General features: G+C 64.1%; 14 protein-coding genes. 11 read left to right on the forward strand and 3 right to left on the reverse strand.

The genetic code is table 11. The annotated features are described in order from the left end of the window. Together MKK63_RS16430 and MKK63_RS16435 are read right to left on the reverse strand one after the other, a co-directional pair. Window positions 1-225 (reverse strand): hypothetical protein (locus MKK63_RS16430; RefSeq protein WP_244003593.1); only part of this gene is annotated, 225 nt, incomplete at its 3' end. Between the two features lie 342 nt (window positions 226-567). Next, window positions 568-1,170 carry an acyltransferase gene (locus MKK63_RS16435; RefSeq protein ID WP_244003595.1) on the reverse strand — a complete coding sequence of 201 codons (603 nt, stop codon included), beginning with the start codon at window positions 1,168-1,170 and terminating at the stop codon, window positions 568-570. A gap of 347 nt (window positions 1,171-1,517) precedes the next feature. Here MKK63_RS16435 and MKK63_RS16440 point away from each other — a divergent pair, with 347 nt between their 5' ends. Both MKK63_RS16440 and MKK63_RS16445 read left to right on the forward strand, forming a co-directional pair. Further along, the gene (locus MKK63_RS16440) at window positions 1,518-2,039 is read left to right on the forward strand and encodes a hypothetical protein (protein WP_244003597.1); all 522 of its coding nucleotides are present in this window, start codon (window positions 1,518-1,520) and stop codon (window positions 2,037-2,039) included. A gap of 137 nt (window positions 2,040-2,176) precedes the next feature. Next, the gene (locus tag MKK63_RS16445) at window positions 2,177-2,557 is read left to right on the forward strand and encodes a hypothetical protein (RefSeq protein WP_244003599.1); all 381 of its coding nucleotides are present in this window, start codon (window positions 2,177-2,179) and stop codon (window positions 2,555-2,557) included. A gap of 39 nt (window positions 2,558-2,596) precedes the next feature. Here MKK63_RS16445 and MKK63_RS16450 read toward each other — a convergent pair whose 3' ends face one another. Then, window positions 2,597-4,030 (reverse strand): MaoC/PaaZ C-terminal domain-containing protein, encoded by a 1,434-nt coding sequence (locus tag MKK63_RS16450; protein ID WP_244003601.1) that lies wholly within the window; start codon window positions 4,028-4,030, stop codon window positions 2,597-2,599. A gap of 201 nt (window positions 4,031-4,231) precedes the next feature. Here MKK63_RS16450 and MKK63_RS16455 point away from each other — a divergent pair, with 201 nt between their 5' ends. The 9 genes from MKK63_RS16455 (at window position 4,232) to MKK63_RS16495 (ending at window position 12,489) form a co-directional block, all read left to right on the forward strand. Further along, window positions 4,232-5,839, forward strand: a complete 1,608-nt coding sequence (locus tag MKK63_RS16455) for an HAD-IIIC family phosphatase (protein WP_244003602.1) — start codon at window positions 4,232-4,234, stop codon at window positions 5,837-5,839. Beyond that, a complete protein-coding gene (locus tag MKK63_RS16460; RefSeq protein ID WP_244003604.1) occupies window positions 5,805-6,122 on the forward strand; it encodes a hypothetical protein in 318 nt (105 codons plus the stop codon). Before MKK63_RS16455 ends, MKK63_RS16460 begins: the two co-directional genes overlap by 35 nt. Further along, a complete protein-coding gene (locus MKK63_RS16465) occupies window positions 6,115-7,152 on the forward strand; it encodes a 3-oxoacyl-ACP synthase III family protein (protein WP_244003606.1) in 1,038 nt (345 codons plus the stop codon). The genes MKK63_RS16460 and MKK63_RS16465 overlap by 8 nt, the downstream gene beginning before the upstream one ends. Continuing rightward, window positions 7,152-7,379 (forward strand): hypothetical protein, encoded by a 228-nt coding sequence (locus tag MKK63_RS16470; RefSeq protein ID WP_244003609.1) that lies wholly within the window; start codon window positions 7,152-7,154, stop codon window positions 7,377-7,379. The genes MKK63_RS16465 and MKK63_RS16470 overlap by 1 nt, the downstream gene beginning before the upstream one ends. A 4-nt stretch (window positions 7,380-7,383) precedes the next feature. Next, window positions 7,384-8,109 (forward strand): SDR family NAD(P)-dependent oxidoreductase, encoded by a 726-nt coding sequence (locus tag MKK63_RS16475; protein WP_244003611.1) that lies wholly within the window; start codon window positions 7,384-7,386, stop codon window positions 8,107-8,109. After that, complete coding sequence (locus MKK63_RS16480; protein ID WP_244003613.1) at window positions 8,106-8,756, forward strand: acetyltransferase; 651 nt, start codon at window positions 8,106-8,108, stop codon at window positions 8,754-8,756. Before MKK63_RS16475 ends, MKK63_RS16480 begins: the two co-directional genes overlap by 4 nt. 99 nt (window positions 8,757-8,855) lie before the next feature. Further along, window positions 8,856-10,022 carry a DegT/DnrJ/EryC1/StrS family aminotransferase gene (locus MKK63_RS16485; RefSeq protein WP_244003615.1) on the forward strand — a complete coding sequence of 389 codons (1,167 nt, stop codon included), beginning with the start codon at window positions 8,856-8,858 and terminating at the stop codon, window positions 10,020-10,022. A gap of 30 nt (window positions 10,023-10,052) precedes the next feature. Continuing rightward, on the forward strand, window positions 10,053-11,717 hold the full coding sequence (locus MKK63_RS16490; RefSeq protein WP_244003617.1) for a glycosyltransferase family 61 protein: 1,665 nt from the start codon (window positions 10,053-10,055) through the stop codon (window positions 11,715-11,717). A 13-nt stretch (window positions 11,718-11,730) separates the two neighbouring features. Then, complete coding sequence (locus tag MKK63_RS16495; RefSeq protein WP_244003619.1) at window positions 11,731-12,489, forward strand: TylF/MycF/NovP-related O-methyltransferase; 759 nt, start codon at window positions 11,731-11,733, stop codon at window positions 12,487-12,489. The last annotated feature ends 5 nt before the right edge of the window (window positions 12,490-12,494 follow it).

The raw sequence follows: 12,494 nt of genomic DNA on the forward strand, positions 1-12,494 counted from the left end.
GTGGACGAGATAGTCGCGCACGGGATCGGCGGTAATGCCGTACCACGTGGCGTAGAACGCGGCGTCGACATGCGGGGTGAGCGCGGCAACCTGCGCGTCGGCGCTGGCGAGATCGTCGACGGGCGGCAGGGCGGGGCCGGCCAGGCGGGCCAGCAGCGGGGCGCCGCGCGTCCGCGCCCAGCCCGAGATCGACCCGCGCTGGTACCAAGTTTTCAGCCGCGTCACAGCACCGGTCCCCCCGCGTGCGACGTCCCAGGTTCGGGATCCCTGTGCGCGACTGCAGCGACCCACTCCGCACGGGGGCTGGGTCCGGTGTCCACAGTGCCCTCCGAAGCGGAGGACGCCGGCTCGGCGCAGGGGCGTATGCCGCATTCGTCGAGACTGAGAGCTCGGGTGAGCATGAGGTGGCGCAGGCTGGGTCGAAGGCGGGGCGTCGCGTCGGTGGGCCACCGCCCTATCGGAACGCACGCGTGGGGTAAACCATTCCGGACGACCGACGCCCGTCAGGGAAGCGCCGTGCTCGAAAGCAGCCGCTTGCTGCGCAGGAGCACGGTACCGGTTCGGCGATCAGATCAGGTCCGCGCGCCACGTCACGTTGTCTCGCACGATGCGCGCCGGGTTGCCGGCAGCCACGCAATGGGCAGGCACCGTCCCGGTGACGACCGCATGTGCGCCGATGATTGCATTGTCGCCGATCATCGAACCCTTGAGGAGGGAGGCCTGATTGGCGATCCAGACATGATTGCCGACGTGGACCGGCTTGGCCGCGTTCAGTCGGGCCCCGGATTCCAGACTGATGATCGAGTGGAAGTCGCTCGTCGTCATCCAGACGCCCGATGCGATCGAGCAGTCCGTGCCGATCTCGATTGCCTTTGCTTCAACAAGGTTGAGATGGACCAGACCGGTGAAACCCGTCCTGTCGCCGATGCGAAGCACCGAGCTCGCCCCGATGTAGATATTGGCCATCGACAGCCGCACATCCTCACCCACATCGAACCGGCAATTCGACTCGATGACGATGTACATGTCCTTATCCGAGACGCATCCGCGCCCTATCCGAATGTAATTATTGTTGCCGTTGATAAAAATTCTTCCCGCATGATTTTGCTGGTCGCGAGTATCGATATCAATAACATTATTTTCTCCTTTGTCGAATATATTTAATTGCATCGTTTGCTCTTCGGCGTTCGTCGTCGGCTTGCTCGTCCCGGGATCGACGGCGTCGCTGTGCGCCGAACCCGCGGCTGGGCATTCGTCATCCCCTCGGCAGATGCGTTATCTGCAGGAGCGGATTGTGACGTTCAGGACTTTGGAGGATGCCCGGATGGCCCATCATCCAGCCAATAACTGTCTCAATGTTTCTATGACACCGAGCGCAGGCCTTACAACCGGGCTGCCGTTTCCCGCCCCTGGAGTTACCCGCCCGGTGAGACTTCGATCCGCGTCGTGTTGACGACGGGAGGGGCCTATGCCGTATGGCCTACGCCAAGAGCGACATCGAAGTATGAGGCTGTCCGGTGACCGAGGACAATACGCTGACGAAAGCGCTGGCTGACGTCCGAGCGCGCAAAGCTGCGCTCCAGAGCGACTACGACCGGATCGCCGCAGAATTGACGAAGCTTCGGACCGCCGAGGCCGCGCTGACCTCGATCGTGGAAGGCGTCCCGCTGGAGGAAGTCACCATCCATGTCGCATCGGAGGGATCGCGCTCTTCCGTCGGTGACCGTGCCGGATCTCCGCAGGGCGGGCGACGCGGCGCCCGCGGTCCGCGGGCGAACTCGGCCAAGGGCCGCCTCAAGGCCCTTCTCGGCACGGCCGGGCCGCAGGGTCTGTCGAATGCCGAGATCGCCGAGCGTCTGCCCGACGTCGCGCCCAACACGCTCAACACCTACTTGAGCATGATGGTGACGGGCGGTGAGGCTGTCCGGAAGGGCGACTTCTACTCGGCCGCCGCGGCCCCGGATGCAGAGGCCGACCCGGCCGAGGAGGAAGAGGCGGGCGACGCGGCCGACCATCCGGACACCGCCGCGGCCGAGTGACCGCGCGTGTCCACCTCGAAGGGTTGAACCATCGAGGATGGCGGTCGTGATGTCTGCCGCGCCTCGCGACCAGTCCGCGAGCCTGTTACCATGTCGACACCGCCGGGCTAGGGCGGCTTTACCAGGAGCCATTCGCCATGCGGTCGATGTTCTTGCTCTGCGCCGTCCTGGTGCTGCTTCCCGCCCAGGCCTGGGCGGCCTGCCGATGCGCCTGCGTCAGGGGCGTGATGCGGCCGATCTGCCAGCCGACCGATTTGGTCGAGCCGATCTGCCAGGGCCTGTGCGAGGATTCCATCCGACCCAGTCGGCTCGTAGTGCCGTTCGGCGGCGGCACGCAGGCGATCAATCCCGTCCAGCCCTTTGATCCCGCGCCCACTGGCCTCGTCCAGCAGGATCCCAATCTCAATACCGATACGCGCGGCAATCCCCTCGGAACCGCTGGCGTCCAAGGCGGCAACGACGCGCTGTCCAGTTCCGCCGGGGCGGCAGGGGCTGCAGCGGCAGGGGCGGCGCGATGACGCTTGCGTCCATTGTCGGCTCCGCTGTGCTGTTTCTGATCAGGGCGTAGACAACATCCGCCGGATGATCGGCAGCATCAGGCCGCTGGGGGCCGCGGCCGGGACAGGAAAAATCGTGGCCGTCTGATCCGTCCGCACCCGCGGCAGACGCTCGATTATGGTCCGCAGGTTCGGGATTGTCTTCGCCATCGTCGCTGCAAGCGTTTCGCCCGCCGTCTTCGCCATCACGTATTCTAGGGTGTCGCGGGGCGCCTCGTCGATGGCTGTAGTCGAGGGATAGAAAGCCGTCACGGCGCTGCAGCGGCCGAGGCAGAAGAGACTCAGGTCGTAGAAGGCATAATTGTAGATCCGCATCATCTCCTCGAAGGAGGCGGGCTCGAACGGGGCACGCTTCTGGCGGAAGATGCGGGGCGTCGCGAAGTGGTAGAGCTGGGACGGGTCGAACCCCATGGATCCGAGTTGCTCGGCTACCGGCCGTGCCGCTTCGTAACGGACGACGTTGCAGTGGCCGCCGCCGTCCCGGATCTCCCGGGCCACTGCCTCCGCCTCGTCCGCACCGGAGGCGTAGGTGATGCAGACCGCGCCGCCCCCCGCGGCGATTAGCTTGGCGGTCGTCGCGCCGAGGCCCCTCGAGCCGCCGACGATGAGAGCGGATATGCCGGCGAACACGCCCGGTTGGACGAGGCGCGCGAGATCCAGCAGGCTTTCCTGCTCGACAGGCTGTGGACGCAGGAAGCCCTCGACGTGGCCGGCGATGCCGGGGCCCTGGACGTCGAGCGTCACCGATTGCAGCATCGGCTGAAACCGCTTCACCGCGTAGGCGAGGCTCGACCCGCCGGGTTCTGCGGTGAAGGTTATATCGATCTTGGAGAGGATCGAATGCAGCCCCGGCACGAACATGCCGATGAGGGTCGAGAGGCCCCCAAGACCCGCGACGCGGGTCGGACCGATGGCATGCGCAAGGCGCGGCGCCAGCGCGGTGATCGCTTCCGGATCGGGAAGCCGGAAGGCTCCTGTAAGGCCCATCAGGGCTGCCGGATCGCGGGTGACGGGCTCCGCGGGGATCGCGCTCGGAACGGCCTCGACGGGTGAAGCCGGCGGCCGCTCCGCCGCGAACATCGCCCGGATCGTCATCGCCCGGATCCCGTCCACAGCTACGGACAAGCGCAGGTTCTGCTCGCTCGCCTCATGGATCGTGAGCGTCGTGCAATCCCCGACCAGAACGAATCGCTCGAAGCGCATCTGGAGCGTCGCAAGCCGTTCAAGCTGATGCGCGGCCGCGTAGGTCTCAAGGGCCCAGAGCGCGGCATGGACACCGTGGACCGCCCGCTCGCCCGCGAGTGTCCTGCTGGCTACTCGCGCATCCATGTGCATCGGGTTGATGTCGCCGGTCGCCTGCGCGAAGGCGATTTGATCGGCTTCGGTCCACGCCCGTGTCGTTGCGGAGCCGGCAGCCGAACTAGATCCGTACATCGAGAAGCACTCCATCGCTGCCCCCGCCTCGTCGGACGGCGGTCGATTTCCCGGGCATGGCAGTGATGCGAATGCGGGGCAGCCCGGCCCCTTGCTTTATGGCACGCGATCTCGCAAGAGGGCGGCGCACGCATGGGAAGGGGCCGGTCGATCGCCGGAGGGCAGGCATCCATTAGGGTGTCGCAGGGACCGGTATCGGGGATGACTACGGCTCGCGCCCTATCGATTGGCTTCGTAGGAAACGTCGTCACCAACCCGTTCGGGAAGGTGACGGCCCGAATCGCGGATCTCGCGGCGGTCTCGGTCGAGCACTTCCTGATCGGACAGATCGAGCAGGTCCTGGCCGGGCCCGCCTCCGTCGATGTCCTCGTCGTGCATCTCGACCATCGCTGGTTCTTCGATGTCGCCCCCGACGAGGCGGCCGTCGCACGCGCGCGCGGACTCGCTGAACTGGTCGCGGCCCGGCTGGCGCGGGCGCCTGGCACCCTCATCCTCAACACCGTGCCGTTCGTGCCGGTCTCGTCGGTGGAGAGCGACCTCCACGATCAGCTGGAGGCCCTGGCGCGGATCAACGCGGTGCTGTTCGACCTCGCCCGGTCGCATGAGCAGGTCAGCATCATCGATGCGGCCGGCACCCTCGCGGTCCTCGGCTTCGCCAACGCCCTGCGCGAGCGCAACCGGTACATGTACCAGATGCCCTACGCCCCGGCCGCCGTGGACGCGCTGGTCGAGCGCTACGCCGACGCGATCGCGGCACGGCTGCGGGCCCGCCGCAAGGTGGTGGTGGTCGATGCCGACAACACCCTTTGGAGCGGCGTTGTCGGCGAGGACGGGGTGGAGAACCTGGAGGTCGACAGCGATTATCCAGGGATCGTCCACATGCAGCTCCAGCGCCAGCTGATGCGCCTGAAGGGCCTCGGCATCCTGCTCTGCGCCGTAACCAAGAACAACGAGGAGGATTTCCGCGCTGTTTTCGCGCAGCGGGCTATGCCGCTGCGCCTCGAAGACTTCGTGGCCTATCGCAGCAACTGGTCCGAGAAGAGCGAGAACATCCGCGATCTCGCGGCCACGCTGAACCTCGGCCTCGACAGCTTCATCTTCCTCGATGACAACCCGTTCGAGATCGAGGAGGTCCGCGCCCGCCTGCCCGGCGTCGAGTGCCACTTGTTCGACCGGACGCGCCCCGAGCAGGCGCTGACGCTGCTCGACGGCATCGCCTCCCTGCGGGCCCGGAACGTCACCGCCGAGGATCTGGCCAAGACCGAGCAGTACCGGGGCGAGGCGCAGCGGCAAGAGCTGCAGCGCTCGGCTGCCTCGATGGACGAATACCTCGCCTCGCTGGAGGTCCGCGTTCACATCGCCCGCAACAATCTGGGCGCCCTGCGGCGCGCCACGCAGCTGATCAACAAGACCAACCAGTTTAACCTGACCACGCGGCGCTACACCGAGGACGAGGTCGCCACCGCGATGCGCGAGGGCAGCGTCTACACGGCCCGCGTGATCGACCGGTTCGGCGACATGGGCATCGTCTGCGTCGCCATCGTCCGAGGCGACGAACTCGAGACGTTCCTAATGAGTTGCCGGGCCCTCGGACGCCGTATCGAGGCCCAAATTCTGCGCTACGTCTGCCAGCAAGAGGGCGAGAGGGACCTTAAGGCCCGGTATCGCCCAAGCGCGAAGAACCGCATGGTCGAGACTTTCCTCGACAACAACGGCTTCGCCGTCGTCTCCTCTGGCCCCGAGGGCAAGGCGTACCGACTGACACGAGGACCGGATGACACCCCCTACATCCACATCGTCGCGGAGTGATCGCGACGCCGTTGAAGCTGCGGCGCGCGCCACTTTCTCACGGCTCGTCGAGACCTGGGACCGCTCGGACCTGAAGGATATCGGCCCCGAGACCGACGTGTACGAACAGATTGATTCCTTCGCGGTGGTCGAACTCCTTTTGGAGACGGAATCCGAGATCGAGCGGACGGTCGGCCGCTACGTGCCGCTGGCTAGTGAGAGCATCCTCGACAACACCCAATCACCGCTCCGCCGCTTCCAGGGCTGGATCGATTACGTTGTCGAGACGGTCGCACATGGCTGATCTGCGGTTCTCGCGCGCTGGCCTCGCGGGCCTCGTCACCACTGTCGGCGCGCGCGTCGTGGCCTTCGACGAGGAGGCGGCCGCCCTCGGGCTCGCCCCCGAGGAGGCGGAGCGGCTCAAGCGCGCCATGGGCTTCTCAACCCGCCACATCGTCGCCGATCCCGGCACAACGACGGCGGATCTCTGCCTTCACTCGGCGCGCCATCTCCTGCGCGGCCTTGATCTGCGGCCCGGGGACATCGATGGCCTGATCCTGGTTACGCAAACGCCGGATTACAGCTCGCCCTCTACGTCGATCGGGATGCAGCACCGCCTCGGCATGCGGACCGACACGCTCTGCTTCGACATGCGCCTCGGCTGCAGCGGCTTCGTCTACGGCCTCTCGGTCGCCTCCAGCCTCGTCGAGTCCGGGCTCAACCGAGTCCTCCTGTGCATCGGAGACGTCGCGAGCCGCATGGTCGCGACCGGGGACCGTTCGATCACGCCGATCATGGGGGATGCCGGGGCTGCCGTGCTGATCGAGCGGCGGGAGAGCGAGAGTTTCTTTCAGCTCCACAGCGACGGTTCGGGGGAGAAGGCCCTGTTCATTCCGCATAGCGGCCTCCGGGCCGATGCAGATGACCAGGACAAACCCGCATCGATGCACATGGACGGGGCGCAGGTCTTCAACTTTACGCTTAAGCGTGTCCCGCCGCTGATCGAGGGCATCCTAGCTTTCTCGAACACGCGCGCTGAGGACGTCGACTTCCTCGTCCTGCACCAGCCGAACAAGTACATCCTAAAAAATCTTCAGCGCCGCCTGGGGCTCGACGACAGCAGGCTTCCGACCGGCACCCAGTCGGTCTACGGGAACCAGAACTCCGCTTCGATCACCGGTACGATCTCGGGCTTTCTTTCGGAGGCCTATGCGGGCGGGCGGGTGCGCTCGCTGTTCGCCGGCTTCGGGGTCGGCTTGAGTTGGGGAGCCTGCACGATCACCACCGACCGGATCTTCGCACCCCCGGTCATGATCTATGAGGAGCATAACTGATGACCGAGGGCGCATTCCTGGACGAGCTCGGCACGATCCTCGATCAGCCGGGACCGCTCGCCCGCGGGCAGAGCCTCGGGGAGATCGAGACCTTCGACTCGCTTGGCATCCTCAACATCATGGCGCTCTATGACACGCTGGGCCTTGAGGTGGATCCGCGGCGGATCGCCGGGGCGGCGACCACCGACGACCTGATCGCGCTGGCCGGCGCGAAGCTGCAGGCCTGAGCCGATGTCGGAGCCAGGAGGGCACGTCCTTGTCGTCGGAGCTAGCAGCGGCATTGGCCGTGCCGTCGCCGAGCGCCTGCTCGCGAACGGAGCGCGGATCACCGCCCTTGCACGACGGGCGGACCGGCTGGCAGAGCTGGAGGCACGCGGCGTCGCTACGGTCACAGCCGACGTCACAGACCTCCCGGCGATCGGCGGCGTGCTGCAGGCGGCGGTGGCAAAGCGCGGCCTCCTGACGGGGCTCGTGTATTGCGCAGGCGTTCAAGTCATCAAGCCGATGCGCAGCCTCGGCGTCGAGGAGGTCGAGCGCCTCTACCGCACCAACCTCATCGCGCCGACCCTGTTCGCGGCGTCATTCAGCAGCGCCCGCATCTCGACACGAGACGCGGCATTCTGCGCCGTATCGTCTATCGCGGCGCAGCGGCCCGAGCCGGCGATCGTGCCCTACGCCGCTTCCAAGGCCGGGCTCGACGCCCTGATCAAGGGGCTCGCGCGGGAACTCGCGCCCCGGCGCGCCGTGGGCGTCGCCCCCGGCTGGCTCGACACCGAGATGACCCAAGCGCATGCCCGTCTCTACGGCGCGGATTTCAAAGAAACATTGGAGAAGCGCAGTCCCGTGGGTGCCGCGACCATCGATTCCGTGGTGGATGCCATCGCCTTTCTCATGTCGCCGCAAGCCCGGCACGTAACCGGAGAGATCCTGCGGGTGGACGGCGGAGCTGCACTGTGACGGGGCCGGCGCAGCGCCTCGCACTGATCGGGGGCGGGGGCTTCGCAAAGGAGATCGCGGAAGTCGTCTGCGCCTGTGGCCATAGTCTCGCGGGGACGTATTCCACCAGCCCGGAAGTCCAGGTCGGTCGCTACCGCGGCTACCTCGACGCCCTGCTCGCCAACCGTGCGGAGTACGCGGGGGTTGTTCTGGCGATCGGCGGATTGAGTCGGCGCGCGATTCAGGCACGGGCCGAACTCATCGCGTGGCTCGACCAGCACGGTTTCCCCTGCCCTGCTCTCGTATCGCCGCGCGCAATCGTGAGTCCGGACGTCATGGTCGGCGCCGGCGCTTTTGTGGCGCACGGGGTAATCGTCAACGCCGATGCTCGGCTGGGCCGCTTCAGCGTGCTGAATTCGGCTGCGATCGTCGGTCACGACGCGGATATTGGCGATAACACGACGGTTTCGCCGGGGGCCTTCATCGGTGGCCGCTGCACGATCGGCGCCGACAGCCTCATCGGACCCTTGGCCAAGGTTCTCCAGGGGATTACCCTCGGTCGCGGTGTGACCGTAGGCATGGGCTGCAACGTGCTGCGCGCGCTTCCTGATCGCGCCACGGTATGGCCCCGGCCGGATATCGTCGCACCGCAGCCGAAATCGGACTAGTTGGCCTCAGCTCTGCCCGATTGATACGCGAATTCCGGCTCTCTAAGTTCGAGTTGTCCAGATGGTCGGCCCCCCGTCCGAACATCGCGAGGAGGTTTCATGAGCGTTGAGCCGCGATCGTTCGAGCAGCCGATCTACGTCACCCGCCCGATGCTGCCCGAATTCGCGGTCTTCACGAAGCACCTGGAAGCCATTTGGCAGAGCGCGATCCTCTCGAATGGCGGGCCTCAGCACGTCGAACTGGAGCGGCGGCTGCACGGGCCCTTAGGCGACGGCCATATTGCTCTCTTCAACAACGGCACCAATGCCCTGATGACCGCCGTGAAGGCGCTCGACCTGTCGGGAGAGGTCATCACCACGCCATTTACTTTTGCGGCCACGCCGCACGCCCTCGCATGGCACGGGATCAAGCCCGTGTTTGTCGACATCGACGATAGCACGATGACGCTTGATCCGGCCCGGATCGAAGCCGCTATCACGGAGCGAACGACAGGCATCTTCGCCGTCCATGTCTACGGTAATCCGTGCAATGTGGAGGCCATTGGGCGCATCGCACAGGCGCGTGGACTGAAGGTGCTTTACGATGGCGCTCATGCGTTCGGAACAAAAGTCGAAGGCCAGCCGATCGCTGCCTTCGGCGACGCCACGATGTTCAGCTTCCACGCAACCAAGCTCTTTCACACAGCCGAGGGCGGCGCGGTCGTCATGAACGACCTCGACCTGAAGCGTCGCATGGAGTTGTTGAAGAATTTCGGCATCGCCGATGAGGTCACCGTTCGTTCGGTCGGCATCAACAGCAAGATGAACGAGATACAGGCCGCACTCGGTCTGTGCGTCGTTGATCTAGTTACGGCTGAGAAGGCCAAGCGCCATGAAATCGCCAATGTCTACAGGAGCCGACTGGGAGCGGTACCGAGTATCACCATGCCGCGGCAGCAAAACCCGGATACAGATAGCCTGCAGTATTTCTGCATCCGGATCGACCGGGACGTGACCGGAATCAGTCGCGATGACGTCTATAACCAGTTAAAGCGTTACAATATATTTGCGCGTCGTTATTTTTATCCTCTCTGCAGCGACTACGAGCCGTATCGAAATTTCCCGGACAGCGCGGCCTCCAATCTACCGGTGGCCCACAGGGTCGGAGACCAAGTCCTGTGCCTGCCCTTCTACGGTGCGCTCGGCACTGCGTATGCGGAGCGGATCAGCGACATCGTCGCCTACGTCGTTGAACATGGCTCCGATGAGGTGGTCCATGCGGCTTAGCGCCATTCTACGTCCCGAGGGCAGCTTCGCATGGCGCGGCGCCACGCGTTCGGACAACGGCGGCCGCATGCAATGCGCATGCCTTCCATGATTGGCGAGGACTTCGGGACGCTTCTCCGACTACTTGCGGCGCGCTGGCTTGTAGATCCTGTCTTCTATCTCGATCGGTATCCCGACGTGCGAGCCGCAGGCGTCGATCCGATCCGGCATTTCGCCGAATGCGGGTATGCGATCCCGATCCGGGCGCCGAACCCTTTCATGGAACGGGCGATCATAAGGGTCTCGCCGCTCCTGGCGCTCGCGGTGTCCGTGCTGCATCTACAGCGCGACGATTGGCTTCAATGCTTCGTCGAACGCTACATCGATCTCTCGTGCGGGGATCTCGGTTTCGAGTATCGTTTCGCCCGCTGGGTCATGCGACGGATCGCGCTCCGGAGACAGGGCGTCACGGAGGATGACCGGGCGGCCCAGAAGCGCATCATCGGCCACCGACTTCCGGTCGCACGGATCGCGGACCGCGCCCACGATTGGATCAGTCTGAAGGATCTGGATCCGCCGCGGACCCATCGCTTCACAAGTCCGCGTCTGTGGAATGCACGACGTCCCGTCGTCCAGCGCGCAGTTTCGCTGCCCGGGCTATGGTGCGCCGACGTGCGGGGCGCCCGCGTCTTCGGATCCATGCAGGTCGTCGTGAACGGCCACTTCCTCACCTATGAACCCGCAGCCGACCCGAGGCTGTCCTTCACAGCTGGCCAGTACAGACACGTTATCACGTGCTTCGCAGACCACGAGAACATGGTCCTGGCACGCATGCCTGAAGGTCCAAGTCTGCAAGTCGACGAAGCCATCCTTCTCGGGGGGCGGTGCAGCAAAAATTATTTTCACTTTCTCATCGAGTACCTGTCGAAAGGCTACGTCATCGAGCGCGCCGGTGTGCCCGCATCCGTACCGCTCATCATCCCTGACGATCTTTTTCCGGCGCAGATCGAAGCTGTCGAGCTGCTGTTCCCCGGCCGACAGCTCCTTCGATTGCCCGTATCCCGAACACTCGATGTCGGGCGCTTGCACATACCGTCGTTGATGACCTATCTGCCCGACGCTCTCGAGGTCACGGACTGGAAGAAGGAGGGGTTGCGGCGCGAAAACCTAGACTGGCTGCGCACGCGCGTCTTCTCCGTCCTGGTCGGCGAAACGGATGATGATCGACCCGCTCCGTCACGGATTTACCTGGCGCGGTCGCGCGGCCGAAACATTGTCAATGCGGCAGCGGTGGCTTCGGTGTTCCGCAACCATGGATTCACCATCGTCGATCCGAGTGGCCTCCCGTTCCGTGAGCAAGTTCGTATGTTCGCGGCCGCCTCACATATCGCCGGCCCGGTCGGAGCCGCATTCTCGAACATCGTCTTTTGTCGCCCGGGGACGGCGATCCTGGGGTTGGGATCCCGGCATGGGCTCACATCATCCCTCTACCAGAACCTAGCCGAGGTGATGGATTGCAACTGTACTCACTTGGTCAGCGACAAACGTCTCCGAGATCGACTATATCTCCGAAAGAATGTAATTTCCCTGCGCCAGGGGAGCTACACCATCAATATCGATCAACTTGATCGCCTCCTTCGTGCCTGGTCTCCGGTGAATGCATCAGGACCTGATACACGGGCACCTTCCTCTCCGCACTCGACGAACCGATCATAGAAAGATTTGACGCATGACCGCGACCGGACCCGTCTCGCAGACGCGCCAGAATGCATCTGAGATGTCGCATCGAAAGCGTATGCTTGAGATGTTTAAGGATAGACCAATTTCCGACGAGGAACTACTAGTCAACACCGGCCTGTTCCTACGCAGCGGCGCTCTAGCGAAAATTCTGTTCCTGAATGAAGTGTATCAGAAAATCGTAACGATTCCAGGGTGCATCTGTGAGTTCGGGGTGTGGTGGGGACAGTCGCTCGCGCTTTTCGAGAACCTGCGTGCCGTTTATGAGCCCTATAATCACACGCGCATGATTATTGGGTTCGATACGTTTGAAGGTTACAAGGACCTGGGCGAGCACGATAAGCGATCAGAGACCATATCAGAAGGCGTTTATGGTGTTTCAGAAGACTATGTCTATTATCTCGACGAGCTGCTCAGCCTGCACGAAGCTGAAAATGTCATGTCGCACATCACGAAGCACCGTGTGGTGAAAGGGGATGTGACGGAGACAGTGCCGCGATACTTCGTGGAACATCCGGAGCAGCTGGTTTCACTGGCATTCTTCGATCTCGCTTTGTACGAGCCGACCAAGATTGCTCTGTCGGCCATCGTCGGTCGGATGGTCGCAGGTAGCGTCATCGCGTTTGATGAGCTGAATAACGCCAGCTATCCCGGAGAAACAGTCGCTGCTCTTGAGGTCCTGGATCTGCGGCAATGGTCGGTCGCTCGATCTCGTTTCCTGCCGGACCGGACGATCTTCACGAAACTGTAGCGATT

Origin of the sequence: Methylobacterium sp. J-088, from assembly GCF_022829295.1 — a bacterium.
Lineage (GTDB): Bacteria > Pseudomonadota > Alphaproteobacteria > Rhizobiales > Beijerinckiaceae > Methylobacterium.

Excerpts from the sequence above, each read along its gene's own strand:
- MKK63_RS16475 (WP_244003611.1), top strand. The coding sequence starts at position 7,384 with ATGTCGGAGCCAGGAGGGCACGTCCTTGTCGTCGGAGCTAGCAGCGGC.
- MKK63_RS16465 (WP_244003606.1), top strand. The coding sequence starts at position 6,115 with ATGGCTGATCTGCGGTTCTCGCGCGCTGGCCTCGCGGGCCTCGTCACC.
- MKK63_RS16490 (WP_244003617.1), top strand. The coding sequence starts at position 10,053 with ATGGCGCGGCGCCACGCGTTCGGACAACGGCGGCCGCATGCAATGCGC.
- MKK63_RS16485 (WP_244003615.1), top strand. The coding sequence starts at position 8,856 with ATGAGCGTTGAGCCGCGATCGTTCGAGCAGCCGATCTACGTCACCCGC.
- MKK63_RS16450 (WP_244003601.1), bottom strand. The coding sequence starts at position 4,030 with ATGTACGGATCTAGTTCGGCTGCCGGCTCCGCAACGACACGGGCGTGG.
- MKK63_RS16460 (WP_244003604.1), top strand. The coding sequence starts at position 5,805 with ATGACACCCCCTACATCCACATCGTCGCGGAGTGATCGCGACGCCGTT.
- MKK63_RS16495 (WP_244003619.1), top strand. The coding sequence starts at position 11,731 with ATGACCGCGACCGGACCCGTCTCGCAGACGCGCCAGAATGCATCTGAG.
- MKK63_RS16445 (WP_244003599.1), top strand. The coding sequence starts at position 2,177 with ATGCGGTCGATGTTCTTGCTCTGCGCCGTCCTGGTGCTGCTTCCCGCC.
- MKK63_RS16470 (WP_244003609.1), top strand. The coding sequence starts at position 7,152 with ATGACCGAGGGCGCATTCCTGGACGAGCTCGGCACGATCCTCGATCAG.
- MKK63_RS16435 (WP_244003595.1), bottom strand. The coding sequence starts at position 1,170 with ATGCAATTAAATATATTCGACAAAGGAGAAAATAATGTTATTGATATC.
- MKK63_RS16455 (WP_244003602.1), top strand. The coding sequence starts at position 4,232 with ATGACTACGGCTCGCGCCCTATCGATTGGCTTCGTAGGAAACGTCGTC.